The 15,718-nt window shown below is 46.3% G+C and carries 13 protein-coding genes and 1 riboswitch; of the genes, 8 read left to right on the top strand and 5 right to left on the bottom strand.

Going from position 1 to position 15,718, the window contains the following annotated elements:
- Positions 1–59 precede the first annotated feature (59 nt).
- Positions 60–995 (bottom strand): magnesium/cobalt transporter CorA, encoded by a 936-nt coding sequence (gene corA / locus MKX75_RS08730; protein WP_062833460.1) that lies wholly within the window; start codon positions 993–995, stop codon positions 60–62.
- Between the two features lie 451 nt (positions 996–1,446).
- Positions 1,447–1,571, top strand: a riboswitch (SAM riboswitch).
- A gap of 236 nt (positions 1,572–1,807) precedes the next feature.
- On the opposite strand from corA, the gene metA reads away from it, so the two are divergent.
- From metA to MKX75_RS08760, 6 genes are all read left to right on the top strand, one after another.
- Positions 1,808–2,725, top strand: a complete 918-nt coding sequence (metA, locus tag MKX75_RS08735) for a homoserine O-succinyltransferase (RefSeq protein ID WP_062833461.1) — start codon at positions 1,808–1,810, stop codon at positions 2,723–2,725.
- Between the two features lie 24 nt (positions 2,726–2,749).
- Positions 2,750–3,937, top strand: coding sequence for a PLP-dependent transferase (locus MKX75_RS08740; RefSeq protein ID WP_076330270.1), 1,188 nt, complete (start codon positions 2,750–2,752; stop codon positions 3,935–3,937).
- The gene (locus MKX75_RS08745; RefSeq protein ID WP_076330271.1) at positions 3,934–5,106 is read left to right on the top strand and encodes a PLP-dependent transferase; all 1,173 of its coding nucleotides are present in this window, start codon (positions 3,934–3,936) and stop codon (positions 5,104–5,106) included. Before MKX75_RS08740 ends, MKX75_RS08745 begins: the two co-directional genes overlap by 4 nt.
- Before the next feature lie 241 nt (positions 5,107–5,347).
- Positions 5,348–6,484 carry a cyclic dehypoxanthinyl futalosine synthase gene (gene mqnC / locus MKX75_RS08750; RefSeq protein ID WP_062835957.1) on the top strand — a complete coding sequence of 379 codons (1,137 nt, stop codon included), beginning with the start codon at positions 5,348–5,350 and terminating at the stop codon, positions 6,482–6,484.
- Positions 6,485–6,713: 229 nt separating this feature from the next.
- On the top strand, positions 6,714–7,688 hold the full coding sequence (locus MKX75_RS08755; RefSeq protein WP_076330272.1) for an aldo/keto reductase: 975 nt from the start codon (positions 6,714–6,716) through the stop codon (positions 7,686–7,688).
- A complete protein-coding gene (locus MKX75_RS08760) occupies positions 7,688–8,701 on the top strand; it encodes a zinc-binding alcohol dehydrogenase family protein (RefSeq protein ID WP_339170404.1) in 1,014 nt (337 codons plus the stop codon). Before MKX75_RS08755 ends, MKX75_RS08760 begins: the two co-directional genes overlap by 1 nt.
- Before the next feature lie 82 nt (positions 8,702–8,783).
- Here the strand turns inward: MKX75_RS08760 and MKX75_RS08765 are convergent, their stop codons facing one another.
- From MKX75_RS08765 to MKX75_RS08780, 4 genes are all read right to left on the bottom strand, one after another.
- Entirely contained in the window at positions 8,784–9,689 is a 906-nt protein-coding gene (locus MKX75_RS08765) for a YitT family protein (RefSeq protein ID WP_076330274.1), read from the bottom strand.
- A 112-nt stretch (positions 9,690–9,801) separates the two neighbouring features.
- Positions 9,802–11,040 carry a cation:proton antiporter gene (locus MKX75_RS08770; protein WP_062833467.1) on the bottom strand — a complete coding sequence of 413 codons (1,239 nt, stop codon included), beginning with the start codon at positions 11,038–11,040 and terminating at the stop codon, positions 9,802–9,804.
- A gap of 4 nt (positions 11,041–11,044) precedes the next feature.
- Positions 11,045–11,539 (bottom strand): cation:proton antiporter regulatory subunit, encoded by a 495-nt coding sequence (locus MKX75_RS08775; protein WP_062833468.1) that lies wholly within the window; start codon positions 11,537–11,539, stop codon positions 11,045–11,047.
- 293 nt (positions 11,540–11,832) lie between these two features.
- On the bottom strand, positions 11,833–12,237 hold the full coding sequence (locus MKX75_RS08780) for a hypothetical protein (protein WP_062833469.1): 405 nt from the start codon (positions 12,235–12,237) through the stop codon (positions 11,833–11,835).
- Positions 12,238–12,408: 171 nt separating this feature from the next.
- Here MKX75_RS08780 and MKX75_RS08785 point away from each other — a divergent pair, with 171 nt between their 5' ends.
- The gene (locus MKX75_RS08785; RefSeq protein WP_076330275.1) at positions 12,409–13,362 is read left to right on the top strand and encodes a putative sporulation protein YtxC; all 954 of its coding nucleotides are present in this window, start codon (positions 12,409–12,411) and stop codon (positions 13,360–13,362) included.
- Positions 13,363–13,777: 415 nt separating this feature from the next.
- Positions 13,778–15,715: a threonine--tRNA ligase gene (gene thrS, locus MKX75_RS08790; RefSeq protein WP_076330276.1), complete on the top strand. Its 1,938-nt coding sequence runs from the start codon at positions 13,778–13,780 to the stop codon at positions 15,713–15,715.
- Positions 15,716–15,718 lie beyond the last annotated feature (3 nt).

Below are 15,718 nucleotides of genomic sequence, written 5' to 3' on the forward strand. Positions count from 1 at the left end.
AAGACGAGGCGTTTCTCCCACAGGAGCGCTTCGTCTTTGTTATTTCATTTCATTCTAGTTCATACCCAGTCTTTTTTGCGGAAAATGAAGAACATGCTCAGGCCCAGTGTGACCATCAGGCCAATCACAACAAAATAGCTGTATTTCCAGTTAAGCTCTGGCATATTCGTAAAGTTCATGCCGTAGATACCGGTAATGACCGTCAGCGGCATGAAGACCGTGGTAATGGCGGTAAACACACGCATGATCTCATTCGCCCGATTCGCAATACTGGATTGGTAGGCTTCTCGTAAGTTGCCCATCAGGTCGCGATATGTTTCAAAGGTTTCAGATATTTTTACAGCATTCTCATAGATGTCACTGAAATACTTTTGCAGCTGATCATCAATGAGACGCAGATCTTTTTTGTTCAGTGTGTTAATAACCTCTTTCTGAGGTCCGAGCACTTTCTTCAGCCACAGAATCTCACTGCGCAGCCCGATGATTTCATTCAGATGTGACTTTTTGGTGTGCATCAGAATGTCTTCCTCAAGCTTCTCGATCCGGGCTTCAATTCGGTCACCTACGGTGAAATAATTATCAACAATCAAGTCAACCAGCAAGTAGAGCAGACGATCCGGTGTGCTGATTTCCTGTTCCCACAGGATGGGTTTCAGTGTGCGCAATTCGCTGACCTTCTGCTTCGTAACACTAATGATGAAATGTCTGCCGAGGAACAAGTTCACCGCACGTAGAAATATCTCTTCATCATCGAAACGAATACTATTAATCACAATAAAGTAATGGTTCTCATAAATTTCAATCTTCGGACGTTGTTCTTCATCACTGAGACAGTCTTCCACTGCCAGATCATGCATCAAGAACAGCGGCTGAAGTACCGCCAAATCATCTACGTCCGCATCAATCCAGTAAAATCCTTCCGCTGGTGGAGTCAGCGCCTGCTGAATGTCGTCCACCGGAATAAATACACCGTTGTTAACCAACCGGATTTTCATCGTTAATCTACTCCTTCTGCACCCGCCAACCTGGCGGATATTATCATTATGGGCGCAAAAAGAACAAATCAGCCGGTCGGCAGCGGAGCCTGGAGATCAGGGCTGCGTTCACTATATAATCAAACGGAAGTCACGTCCCGCTGCCGGCATGCTGATGTCAATTCTCTATGCAGTTTGTCGGAATTCGGCTGCCAGTCAGGCCTCGGGTCGCCATCCATTTAATATGTCACCTCTCACATAAGGGTTTATAACACCTTGTTTAGTATACCGCTGGTACAGGGTGCTTTCAAGCGCAAAAATGTGTCTATTTCGCGCCCTGAGGCAGTGTATGACAACGGATGATGAACGGTTCCGATCTGGAATGCAGACGTAGAACTGCAACTTGACGTGATGGCATTAATGTAATAAAGTAGACGGTGAACCATATTAAATTAAAACTTAATACAGCGAAATCTTATCAAGAGTAGGTGGAGGGACTGGCCCGATGAAACCCGGCAACCGGCGGTATACCGCACGGTGCTAATTCTTGCAGCGACCAAGTGTCCGAGTGACACTGTTGTAACTGAGAGATGAGAGAGGCGCATATCTATTTACATATGACCTTTCTCGAAATCCGAGGAAGGTCTTTGTCATATGCCCCGACTTCTCAGCAGTGATTTTCGCTAAGGAACTTGAGATTGTCGTAACTTTGGATGGAACTTCAATTCAATGTTTGGAGACAAGCTCATGGCAGCCTATAACTGTATTGATGTGAAGACATCAAGCCAGCGGTGGCTGCATCTATTTATGCACAAGGAGGAGTTAGACTTACCATGCCAATCAAAATACCCGATACTCTACCAGCAAAAGAAGTACTTGAAGGAGAGAATATCTTCGTCATGGATGAAACTTCTGCATACAAGCAGGATATTCGTCCACTCCGTATCGCTATATTAAACCTGATGCCTACGAAGGAAACGACCGAAACACAATTACTTCGTCTGGTGGGAAACACACCCATTCAGGTGGATGTCGTTCTGGTGCATCCGAAATCCCATACGTCGAAGAATACGTCACAGGAGTATTTGGATTTGTTCTATAAAACCTTCGATGAGATTGAACATCGTCGTTTCGATGGCATGATCATTACGGGTGCCCCTGTGGAACAGATGGATTTCGAAGATGTGAACTATTGGAATGAAATCCAGGAGATCTTCGAATGGACCAAAACCAATGTGACTTCAACTCTGCACATATGTTGGGCTTCCCAGGCAGGTTTGTACCATCATTTTGACGTACCCAAGGTTGCGCTTGATGAAAAGTGTTTTGGCGTCTTCCCGCATACGATCAACAAGCCTCATGTTCCGTTGTTGCGTGGATTCGATGAAGTATTCAACGTTCCACATTCCCGTCATACGGAAGTGAGACGTGAAGATATTGAAAAGAATGAGAATTTAGAGATTTTGGCTGAATCCGAAGAAGCCGGTATTTTCCTGGTTGCTACCAAAGACGGCAAACAGATTTTTGCCACAGGACATGCCGAGTATGACCCCTTCTCATTAAAATGGGAGTATGACCGGGATGCAGCGAAAGGGTTGGATATCGCGCTGCCTAGACATTATTATCCGAATGATGATCCTTCCCGTGTGCCACCGGCTACTTGGCGCGCTCATGCCAACTTATTATTCTCTAATTGGCTCAATTACTATGTGTATCAAGAAACACCTTACGATATTGGCCCGCAAATCTAATCGAGATTACAGGAGGATGCAGCAATGGAAGACAACAACAAGTTGAAAATCGAAAGCCGCTTAGCACAAATTGGGTCCATCAATGAACCGGTAACAGGCGCCATTAACTTTCCGATCTATCAATCCACTGCGTTTCGCCACCCGAAGCTTGGACAAAGCACGGGGTTTGATTATATTCGTACGACCAACCCAACACGCAAAGTGTTGGAAGAAGCAGCCGCAGCGCTGGAGTCCGGTGATGCAGGGTTCGCCTGTAGCTCGGGTATGGCCGCGCTGCAAACCATCTTTGCCATGTTTGGTCAAGGGGATCATCTGATTGTATCGCTGGATCTGTATGGCGGAACCTATCGTCTGCTTGAACGCATCTTGTCCCGTTTCGGCGTAACTGCAAGTTATGTGGACACGAATGACCTTGCAGCACTGGAGAATGTTCGTCAGCCGAATACAAAAGCTGTATTCATCGAGACACCAACCAATCCACTGATGATGATTACCGATGTTGAAGCTGTCGCTTCCTGGGCGAAAAGTTACAACCTGTTGACGATTGTTGACAACACGTTGTTGACTCCATTTTTCCAACGCCCGATTGAACTGGGTGCCGATATCATCATTCATAGTGCTACCAAATATCTGGGCGGACACAATGATGTGTTAGCCGGATTAATCATAACTAAGGGTGAGGCATTATCTGCGGAAATGGCGTTCCTGCATAATTCAATTGGGGCCGTGTTGTCTCCAAGTGACTCCTACCAGTTGATGAAAGGCATGAAAACGCTGGCTCTTCGCATGGAGCGTCACGAGTACAATGCGCTTACCATTGCCAAATACTTGCTTGAGCATCCAGCGGTGGGTGAAGTTTATCATCCAGGCTTGTCGGATCATCCGGGGTATGAAGTTCAGAATAAACAATCCACGGGTAACACAGGTATCTTCTCTTTCAAAGTGAAGGATGCACGTTATGTTGAACCATTGCTGCGTCATATCAAACTGATCGCTTTTGCCGAAAGTCTTGGTGGCGTAGAATCACTTATGACTTACCCGGCGGTACAAACGCATGCGGATATACCGCTTGAAATTCGTGACGCCGTAGGTGTGGATGACCGTCTGCTTCGATTCTCCGTGGGTATTGAACATGCAGATGATCTGATTGCAGATCTCGGCAATGCTCTGACAGCTGCACAACAGGAAGTGGAAGGAGGCGTGCACTCATGAGTGAGTCCAATAACAAGCCAAATTCCGAGTTGAAATTTGATACCAAATTGCTTCATTTCGGTGATGAGATCGACAAAACAACTGGAGCCTCAAGTGTACCGATCTATCAAGCTTCGACGTTCCATCATTTTGATATTTTCAATCCACCTCAACATGATTACAGTCGTTCGGGTAATCCGACACGTCAGGCTTTGGAAGATTACATCACACTGCTGGAGGGTGGAGCACGAGGATTCGCCTATTCATCGGGAATGGCCGCAATATCCAGCGTGTTCATGATGTTCTCCGCAGGGGATCACATGATTGTAACGGAAGATGTATATGGAGGTACGTATCGTTTGCTTACTTCCATATTAAGCCGTATGCAGATCGAGACGACCTTTGTAGACATGACCAATATAGATGAAGTAAAAGCGGCGCTCAAGCCAAATACCAAGGCGGTTTATATGGAAACACCGTCCAACCCGACACTGCGAATCACGGATATCGCTGCCGTGACTAATTGGTCGAAGGAACACGACCTGATCACGATTCTGGATAACACCTTTATGACACCTTACTATCAGCGTCCAATTGAGCTGGGTGTGGATATCGTCGTACATAGTGCTACCAAGTTTCTCGGGGGTCACAGTGATGTGTTGGCAGGGTTAGCCGTTGCTCGAACGGAATCACTTGGCGTACAACTGAAACAGTTGCAAAATGGACTCGGAACTGTACTTGGTGCACAAGAATCCTGGCTTCTGATGCGCGGCATGAAAACCTTGGGGGCTCGCATGGCTCACAGTGAACAGAGCACAGCCAAACTGGCGGCTTGGCTTAATGAGCGCAGTGATATTACCGCTGTCTTTTATCCAGGGCTGGAGGATCATCCGGGCCGCGAGGCACATGAGCGTCAGTCAACAGGATATGGAGCTGTCGTTTCGTTTGACGTTGGTTCAGGTGATCGGGCAAAAGCAGTCCTTAACCGGGTGAAGCTACCCATTGTTGCTGTAAGCTTGGGAGCTGTGGAGAGTATTTTGTCTTACCCGGCGATGATGTCTCATGCGGCAATGCCGGCTGAGGTTCGCCGTGACCGAGGTATTACAGATGGGTTGCTGCGTTTCTCTGTGGGTCTGGAAGACATTGAAGATCTGATTGTAGATTTGGAACAAGCACTTCAGGAATCCTAGAAAAGAAGGGTACCCGAATATGCCTATGCGTATCGTTTAATATCGAATAAATTTGATTCCATATGTAAAAATTTTTACTTATTTTTAAAGCACCTGTACATAAGGTGCTTTTTTTCACATGTAACCTGTGTTACGATATGTGGAGTACAGAAATACGATGTTGCCACCAGAACTTGCTTCTCTTGAACAAGTTGGGACGGATCGTTATATAATTTCTCTTCATGAGGGAGGCTTTTTTACGATGAGTACGGTAGACCGTATCTTAGATAAAGCCCTTCGGGGCGAACGTTTGGACTTGGAAGACACGATTGAGCTATTTGAATCGAATGAAGTGGACAAAATCGGGGCAGCTGCTAATGTTATTATGAAACGCATGCACCCTGAACCATACAGAACATTTGTAATTGGGCGTAACGTCAACTACACGAACGTGTGTGATGTGTACTGCCGTTTTTGTGCTTTCTATCGCAGACCTGGTTCGGATGAAGGTTACGTGCTTCCGGATGAAGTTATTTTCCAGAAGATTCAGGAAACGGAAGATGTGAATGGTACCGAGATTCTGATGCAAGGCGGAACGAATCCGAACCTGCCTTTCAGCTATTACACAGACCTGTTGAAAGCCATCAAGGAGCGGTTCCCGAACATCACGATGCACTCGTTCTCACCAGCTGAGATTATGAAAATGGTTGAAGTTTCCGATGGTCTTACATTGGAAGAGGTCGTCCGTGCCATTCACGAAGCTGGTCTGGATTCCTTGCCTGGCGGCGGCGCTGAAATTCTCGATGACCGCACACGTCGGAAGATTAGCCGCTTGAAAGGTTCATGGCGGGATTGGATGGACGTTATGCAAACGGCACACCGCATCGGCATGAACACTACGGCAACAATGGTTATCGGCCTTGGCGAATCGATGGAAGAGCGTGCATTGCACTTGCTCCGTGTACGTGAAGCTCAGGACGAATGTATTGCGAACAAGTATGACTCCGAAGGTTTCCTGGCGTTCATTCCTTGGACTTTCCAACCGGATAATACGAACCTCAAACTGGAACGTCAGACGCCGGAAGAATACTTGAAGACTGTAGCCATCAGCCGACTGGTGCTGGATAATATCAAGAACATTCAATCCTCTTGGGTAACCATGGGTCCTGAGATCGGTAAGAAGTCGCTTGAATTTGGCTGTAATGACTTCGGTAGCACTATGATTGAAGAGAACGTTGTATCTGCTGCTGGTGCAACATATAAAGTTAACATTGAATCCATTCTCCGTTTGATTCGGGAGTCCGGTTATATTCCGGCACAACGTAACACGCGATATGACATCGTGCGCATGTTCGACGAAGAGAATTCCGTGCATGAAGATTTCGTAATGCAGAACTAATATTTTTATTAGAAAATACGCTTATCAATACTGATCGTAGATGAGTATTGATAAAGCCAAGTCCGCCGACTACTCCGTTTGGAGAGACGGCGGGCTTTTTTGATTTTATTCTGCGGATCAAGGTCATTAAACAGTACATCTTACGCAATTGGCGATATTTTATATTGAAATTGAACTGTTACAATGAAAGGGAACTTGTTTAGTCAGACACGCTGGAAGGGGTTAACCGATGAAGAGAAGAATACTTGGCAAGACGGAACTGGACGTATCTGTATTGAGCTTTGGAGCTTCCTCACTCGGTTCTGTATTTCGTGACATTGACCGAGACGAAGGGGTTCGCACCGTACATGCTGCCGTTGATGCGGGGATGAATTACATAGACGTTTCACCTTACTACGGACTGACGAAGGCAGAGACGGTACTGGGTGAAGCCATTCGTAGCTTGCCGCGCAGTTCGTATATTTTATCCACCAAAGCCGGACGGTATGGGGAAAGTGAGTTTGATTTTTCACGTCAGCGGATTCTGGATAGTGTGCAAGAGAGTCTGAATCGACTGCATACGGACTATATTGACATTTTATTCCTGCATGATATTGAATTTGTACCAGCAGAGATTATTGTAGAAGAAGCTTTTCCAACATTGCTGCGGCTGAAAGAGCAGGGAGTTATTCGTCAGGCGGGGATATGCGGATTGCCTTTACCGTTGTTCGAGAAGGTTCTGCCACAGATCGATGCGGATGCCATTATATCGTATTGCCATTATTCATTGAATGATACTTCATTGTTATCGTTGTTGCCTTTGTTGGAAAAGAAAGAAATTGGCCTTGTTAATGCTTCGCCTCTTTCTATGGGCTTGTTAAGTACCCGAGGTGCTCCTGCCTGGCATCCGGCAGATGAACGGGTGAAACAGCTCTGCTTGAAGGCTGCCCGCTTCTGTGCAGAACAAGGCAGTGACATTGCCAAACTGGCTGTTCAATTCTCGACGGCGAATGAACAAATTCCCACAACACTGGTGAGCAGTGCCAACCAACGCAATATCATCAATAACGCAACGTGGATAGAAGAACCGATAGATCAGAGTCTGCTGGAGGAAGTGCTGCGTATTCTGGCTCCAATGCATAATGAGACGTGGTCCAGCGGACGTCCTGAATATAATCCAAAGCACAACAACATGTCATCAGAAGCATCCAAGGGGGAACAATGATGAGAGCCATTGTATGTGAAGAGATAGACCGTTTAGAGCTCCAAGATCTTCCTCAACCGGAAAGAGCAGAAGGGGAGGCATTGATTTCCATTCGGCGGATTGGTATCTGTGGAACGGATCTGCATGCGTATAAAGGCAATCAGCCATTCTTTACCTATCCTCGCGTACTCGGTCATGAACTTGCGGCTGTTATTGAAGAGATCGGTCCGAACGATGCAGGGCTAAAGCCAGGGGATCAGGTAAGCATTATTCCGTATCTGCATTGCGGTCATTGTATTGCATGTCGCAGTGGAAAAACCAATTGCTGTGTGTCCATGCAGGTCATGGGTGTGCACGTCGACGGAGGCATGAGAGAAAAAATCAGCGTGCCTGTCTCACATCTGCTCTCAGCAGAAGGATTGACGCTGGATGAGACGGCGATGGTAGAACCATTAAGCATTGGTGCCCATGCCGTTAGGAGAGCAGGAATCAAGCCTGGTGAGCATGTGGTTGTGATTGGAGCTGGCCCCATTGGACTTGGCGTGATGGCATTCGCCAAACAGGCGGGGGCGCGTGTTATTGCCGTTGATCGTAATCTGGACAGGTTGGAGCTTAGCCGGGCTTGGGCTGGAGCCGATGACCTGGTACAGGCCAATGAACATACTGTACAACAAGTGGCTGAAATCACCGGAGGTGACTATGCTACGGCTGTTTTTGACGCAACCGGTAACGTGAACTCTATGAATGAAGCCATTCAATATGTGGCGCATAGTGGTCAACTCATTTTTGTAGGGCTGGTAAAAGCGGATATTACCTTTCATGATCCTGAGTTTCACAAGCGGGAGATGAGCATCCTGGGTAGCCGAAATGCAACCCGAGCAGATTTTGAACAGGTCCTGTCGACCTTGCGTCAAAAGAAATTAAGCATGGATGGGTATATCACACACCGCGTGGAATTTGATGAGTTACCTACAGCAATAGACCAATGGTTATTGCCAGATTCACATGTAGTCAAAGCCATCGTTGAACTATAATCACTATTAAGTCTGATAACAAAAAAACGCTCTCTGACCTTGGTGGACAATACTGTCCATCCATAGGGTAAGAGAGCGTTTTTTATTTTTCCGGATTTGTTACAATGCCCGCATGTGGATCAATGTGACGCACAATGGACTTCAACCAGATCATCTCCAGCACGTGTACCTCATAATAAAGTGCACCCGGGATCTGTTTGATCCACCCATCCGCCATAGCGAGTTGTGTTGAGTCAGAAGCTGCTTCCAGCGTTCCAGGTTCACGGCGCAGCCGTTTGCGTACAGCTTTTTCAACTTGAGAGCTTTGCGTAGTCAAAATGCATATTTTGCGTTTGGAAGAGAATCCCCTGAACGCAATGTACACCATTTCATAAGCTATAAGATAGGCGATTACGGAATACATCGCTTGGTCCCAGCCAAAGACAACACCAGCGGCTGTCAGTATCAACAAGTTAAGCAGCATGATTATTTTTTCGATAAGCATCCGTTTCCCGCTAAATACACGTTCAGGTGGACGGGAAGACGGATCACCGATTTCCAGCGTATCCAGTGTCCCACCATACCGCACGACAAGCCCAATTCCGAGTCCGAGGCATAATCCACCAAACATGGCGGCAGCCAGCGGATGCTCTACAAGTGGCGGCATGGGATGAAGCACAATGGCACCGATCGAAAAGACAACCAGACCTAGAACAGTTACCAGTACAAATTTCTTCTGCACAATCTTGTAGGACAGAAATATAAACGGAACATTGAATAAAAATAGGAACAATCCAATCCTCATTTCGGTCCAGTGGGCGAACAGTGAGGAAATGCCTGTAATGCCTCCAATAATGATCTTATTGGGGTGTAAGAACAATTCAAGTCCCACGGAGGCCAGAATTCCGCCCGCAATCACAAGCAACAAATTTAACCAGCGGCGGGTAGAAGATATTCTGGTCTTGGCGGTGTTTGGCACCGGATTAGCCGATATCAGAGGTGCTTTCATAGGTCAGCCTCCTTTGTGCGGCTTTCGAGCCATTCTCCCTGGGTTAATCACAGAAAGATCGGCGTAGAGCCGCGAAGTACGATATTATGTCTGTTCTGTACAGACATAAGAATTATCCTTCTTTCTGCAGAACCTTCGGTTCTTCTTTCTTTTTACGATTATCTTTGAACTTGAATATTTTATCCAATAAACGGAATACATGTTTGGACTCTTTGGTTAATAGAGGACCCAGAATGGCCAGAATCAGTACATACAACGCGGCAAACGGTTGAATCATTGGTAACAGTCCACCGGCTTTACCCATGTTGGCCAAGATGATGGAGAATTCACCCCGTGACACAATGGTTAAACCAATATTGGCCGATGCTTTGGGAGATAGTCCTGCACTGCGTCCAGCCAGCATGCCTGCCAGGAAGTTACCGAACAATGTAATAACAACTGCAATCAGAGCCAGCCATACGGCTTCGCCACCCAGGGACAACGGATCAATGGACAATCCGAAGCTGAAGAAGAAGATTGCTCCGAAGAAGTCACGGAACGGCAGAATCAAGTGCTCAATCCGTTTCGCATGTTCTGTTTCAGCAAGCACCAGTCCAACCAGCAATGCACCGATCGCTTCGGCGACATGAATGGTTTCAGAGAAACCGGCTACCAGGAACAAGGCTCCGAATACAACGAGAGAGAATAGCTCATTCGATCGAATTTTTAGCAATTTGTTTAAGAGCGGTGTTGCTTTACGTCCAAGGATAATCACGATAAGCATGAATCCGAGGGCAATGAGTGCGGACATGAAGACGCCTCCGATGGAGGATGAATCACTGAGCACAAGTCCGGACAAGATCGAGATATATACAGCGAGGAATACATCTTCAAACATAATGATTCCCAGTATCATCTCTGTCTCAGGATTGGCCGTTCGTTTCAAATCGACGAGTACCTTAGCTACGATGGCACTGGAAGAGATGGTGGTTATACCTGCGATAATGAGTGCTTCTGCAGCCGGGAAGCCGGACATAAAACCAAATAATAATCCCAGCGTAAAGTTAATTCCGATGTAGATCGAGCCGCCAACTGCAATAGAGCGGCCCGATTTAATTAAACGACCTACCGAGAATTCAAGTCCAAGGTAGAAGAGCAGGAACAGAATACCGATCCGACCCATAAAATCAATAAAAGGCTGACTTTCAATGAAACGGAAGTCCAGATGCCAGATTTTCATGGCATGTGGGCCAACGGCCATACCGATCAGAATATAAAATGGAACGACCGAAAATCTTAGTTTTGCCGATAAAAGGCCGGCTGCCGCAATGAGCACAAGGGCCAGACCTACTTCGAATATCAGATGATCCATCTATTTACCCCCTTCCAGTCAGGAGGAGGGATTTAAACAGTTTCTGCTGATTGCGTTCGCCAACGGCTACCACCGTGGATTCTGCACTGATAACTACCTCCGGACCTGGGCTGATATGTTTTTTGTGATTTTTCTCTACAACGGCGATCACCGTTGCCCCAGAGTTTTGACGTACGTCCAATTCACCAATGGATTTACCGATACATCCGAAGGATGCTTCGATTTTGTACCACTCGATAATGAGGTCGTCAAACGTTACTTCAATATTTTCAAGCTGCTTCGGTTTGTAAGTCAATCCGCCAACAATAGCAGCAATCTGTCGTGCTTCGTAATCGTCAAGCGTAATCATCGAGATACTTTGATCGGGATCATCATACTCGAAGTGGTACATTTCCCGGCGACCGTCATCGTGAATAATAATGACGATTTTATCACCGCTGCTTGTTTCAATCTGAAATTTTTTGCCGATTCCCGGCAAGTCTGTTTCGCGTACATCCATGGATTGTTGCCTCCTTATAATTAGGGGCTGGCCACAGAAGACAGGCTTATTTCCCGAAAATGAATAATCTGCTGCTCAAAGGAACATCAAATGATGCGGGTAAACAGAGCCAGAAATTCCTGACACAGCCATATGATTTGAATTTGTCGGTGTGGGTACAACAAAAATAGGTACTGTCATAAACATTCGTTTATCTAACGTGTGCTAAAAGGGTTATAAGTTATGCACAAGAACACCGTCTTAAATACAGAGGTGTCTCCATGCAAAAGCAACCTGTAAATACGTCGTAACGGCTAGTGAAGAGCGTTCACGTATTTTGGTGCCATTGGGGTGAGGGATACATACATGCTGGTAAACTTAATAGGCAGCAGAAATAATCTGCGTTTGAACAGACAATACCACGGTTTAAAGGACAGACCCGTTGTAGGGATTCGCAGCATCAATAACAATGCGAGGACAAGAAAGACAGGCTTATTATGCGTAACCGCAATCAGCTTGGACATGACTTGTGGATATTTGCGAATAACAGGTTTCTGCTGGGATTCGGGTATTTGTAGCAACACTTCCTTATTGGAAGTTGCGTCAACAGACACCCCAACGGCAGACTCGGACTGCATCGGAATAGGGAAGCACAAGGCTTGGAAAACGCACAAAATGATAATAATGGTGTAGTGGAGTATTCTAGGTTGTTGTCTCATTTTGGCTTCCCTCCTTTTCCGTGAAACATACTGTTATTAAAATAATAACACATTTTTGTCTTAACTCCAAACCTCTTCATAATATACTGAGAAATCATGACACGCTTTCCATCAATCCGCTTCGTATATCCCCATCAGCCTTGCCATATACTTTGAACAGGAAGGAAAGGAGTGATTCTTGTGGAACTGTTCGCTGTATGGACCGATGTATCGGGGCAAGAGGAAGCAGATCAATTTTATCGTTGTGTCAAGGAAAAAACCAAAGGTTTACATATAAGTAAAAGAGGATTTCGGCTCACCTTCAAACATAATGATGGAAGAGCAACCTGGGTATGCAGAGGGAATGAGAATCACGAAGACTTCCAGCAATGGCTTCCCCGGATCAGTGATCTGCTCTCCCTTGGACTCGCTGACTTCATTATGGAGACGCAAGAACGGAACATGGTGGAGGATATGATTGCCAAGGCATGTTCTGTCATGGATGAGCACGAGGTGGAAAAGGTTAATCGGATATGTATGCCTCTACTATTAAATGGTGATCTGGATCAACCCGGACTTCGGGAGCGCCGCCGTACTACGTTGGCCAGTGGACTGCGTCAGGATCTGGAGGATGTTCATTTTTTTCATCTCGAAGGCATTATCAATTTCCGCATACGTCCATATAAGCAGGAGCTTCAGGAATTAGTGGAGTATGCGCTGGATGAGTTCTGGATGGATCGGCAGTATGAAGAGTTTATGGGGCTGTTAAAATATTTTGTGTTTTTTCAGGAAGCCAAAGTGCCTCTGGTCCATCTTGTGCACAAGGGAATGCATGAATTTCAGGTGCTTGATGCCGGACTTAATCTGTTACCCGTGCAAAAGGATGAGCAGGTCGTCGTAGAGATGCCGGGTCTGGAATTGGAGATGGATATTGAAGATATGATTGTAAGTACACTCATTTCGATCTCTCCAGAGAAAGTCATGCTCCATACACGCACCCCGGATTTGCCGATCATCTCGACCATATGCCAGATCTTTGAAGACAAGGTGCAAATATGTCATCATTGCCCCGAATGTGAAGTACTGCGTTCAGGATTGTTGACAGGTCTTGACGCAAGTGATCTCGGCAATTATAATAACTGTTGATCCATGATTTTTTCATGTGAACCATTGAACCAAAAGCGTTGACAAAGACAACAACCACACGCAAGATCGGTGCAGAGAGAGGAACCTTGGCTGAAATTTCCTCCGGATATCACGTATGGTTTACCCCTTTGTAGCTGCAATTTTGAAAGTGGAGTTAGAATATCGCCTTTATTGGGGATTATCCGCGAGTAAGGATCTGCCGGGTCATGCCCGTTATCGACATGCCAATGAGGGCTGTATTTCCGAATAGGAATGAATCAGCTGAATTAGGGTGGAACCACGAGTATATGTCACTCGTCCCTTTGCCGGGACGGGTGTTTTTTGCGTTCCTTTGCATACTGACTGGAATAGCAATAGATAATCAGTCCATGAACATCTGGACACGAGAGTTACATTTACAGGAGGAATGAGACAAATGGCAGTTAACATTAAACTACCGGATGGTTCGGTACGTGAGTACGCAGATGGCAGCACTATTGAGGACGTAGCCGCTTCGATTAGCAGTGGATTGCGCAAAAATGCCGTAGCCGGCAAGCTGGATGGTATCGTGGTGGACTTGTCCACAACGCTTCATGAGGGAGCATTGGTGGAGATCGTAACTCTGGATTCACCAGAAGGACTTGAAGTGATGCGTCATAGTACAGCTCACTTGATGGCTCAAGCAGTGAAACGTTTATATGGTAACAAAGAGGTACGCCTTGGTATCGGTCCTGTCATTGAAGATGGTTTCTATTATGATATGGACCTTGAACATGCGCTCAATCCTGAAGATCTGCAAAAGATCGAGAAGGAAATGGAACGTATTGTGAACGAGAACTTGCCAATTGTACGTAAGGAAGTTAGCCGCGAGGACGCGATCAAAACGTTCGAAGAAGTAGGCGATCCGTACAAACTTGAGTTGATTCGTGACTTGCCAGAAGACAGCGTGATTACGATTTATGAGCAAGGCGAATTCTTCGACTTGTGTCGTGGTCCTCACGTACCATCGACTAGCAAAATCAAAGTGTTCAAACTGATGAATGTCGCGGGTGCTTACTGGCGTGGAGATAGCAAAAACAAAATGCTTCAACGTATCTATGGTACGGCTTTTGTGAAAAAAGCACAGCTGGACGAGCATTTGCACTTCCTTGAAGAAGCTCGCAAACGGGATCACCGCAAGCTGGGTAAAGAGCTCGAAATGTTCACATTCTCCCAACTGGTCGGACAAGGCCTGCCAATCTGGTTGCCTAATGGTGCGAAGCTGCGCCGGACTCTTGAACGTTATATTGTGGATCTGGAAGAAAGTCTTGGATACCAGCATGTATACACACCGGTTCTGGGTAACGTGGAATTGTACAAAACATCCGGACACTGGGAGCACTACCAGGAAGATATGTTCCCGAAAATGGTTATGGATAACGAGGAACTCGTTCTCCGTCCAATGAACTGTCCTCACCATATGATGGTGTACAAGTCCAGCATGCACAGCTACCGTGATCTGCCAATCCGGATTGCCGAGCTTGGCATGATGCACCGTTACGAAATGTCGGGGGCGCTAACAGGTCTGCACCGTGTACGTGCAATGACACTGAACGACTCACACATTTTTGCACGCCCAGATCAGATCAAAGAAGAGTTCGCTCGTGTTATCGAATTGATTCAAACGGTGTACAAAGATTTCGGTATCAACGAATACCGTTTCCGTCTGTCCTACCGCGATCCGAAGGATACCGAGAAATACTTCCAAAACGACGAGATGTGGGAAATGTCTCAACGCATGCTGCGTGAAGTTGTGGAAGAACTTGACCTTCCATTCTATGAAGCTGAAGGTGAAGCGGCGTTCTACGGTCCGAAGCTGGATGTACAGATCAAAACAGCACTGGGCAAAGAAGAGACCTTGTCTACAGTCCAACTGGACTTCCTGTTGCCTGAACGCTTTGAGCTTGAATATGTGGGAGATGACGGACAGAAACATCGTCCAGTCGTTATTCACCGCGGTGTAATTAGTACCATGGAACGTTTCACAGCATTCTTGCTGGAGAACTTTGCAGGAGCTTTCCCGCTGTGGTTGTCTCCAGTTCAGGCGAAAGTCATCCCGGTATCTGGAAACTTTGACGATTATGCGCGTGAAGTGGAAGCAAAGTTGAAACGTGCGGGAATCTCTGCTGAAGCCGATCTGCGGAATGAGAAGCTTGGATATAAAATCCGTGAGGCACAGCTGGAGAAAATGCCTTATATGTTTGTTGTCGGTGAGAATGAGCGTAATGCAGAAGCGGTATCCGTGCGTAAGCGTGGAGAAGGCGATCTGGGCATGAAACCGCTCGATGAGATTATCGCTCAACTGAAAGAGGAAATTGCAACACGTTTGGTGTAAATG

Source organism: Paenibacillus sp. FSL R5-0341 (genome assembly GCF_037975235.1).
Lineage (GTDB): Bacteria > Bacillota > Bacilli > Paenibacillales > Paenibacillaceae > Paenibacillus > Paenibacillus amylolyticus_A.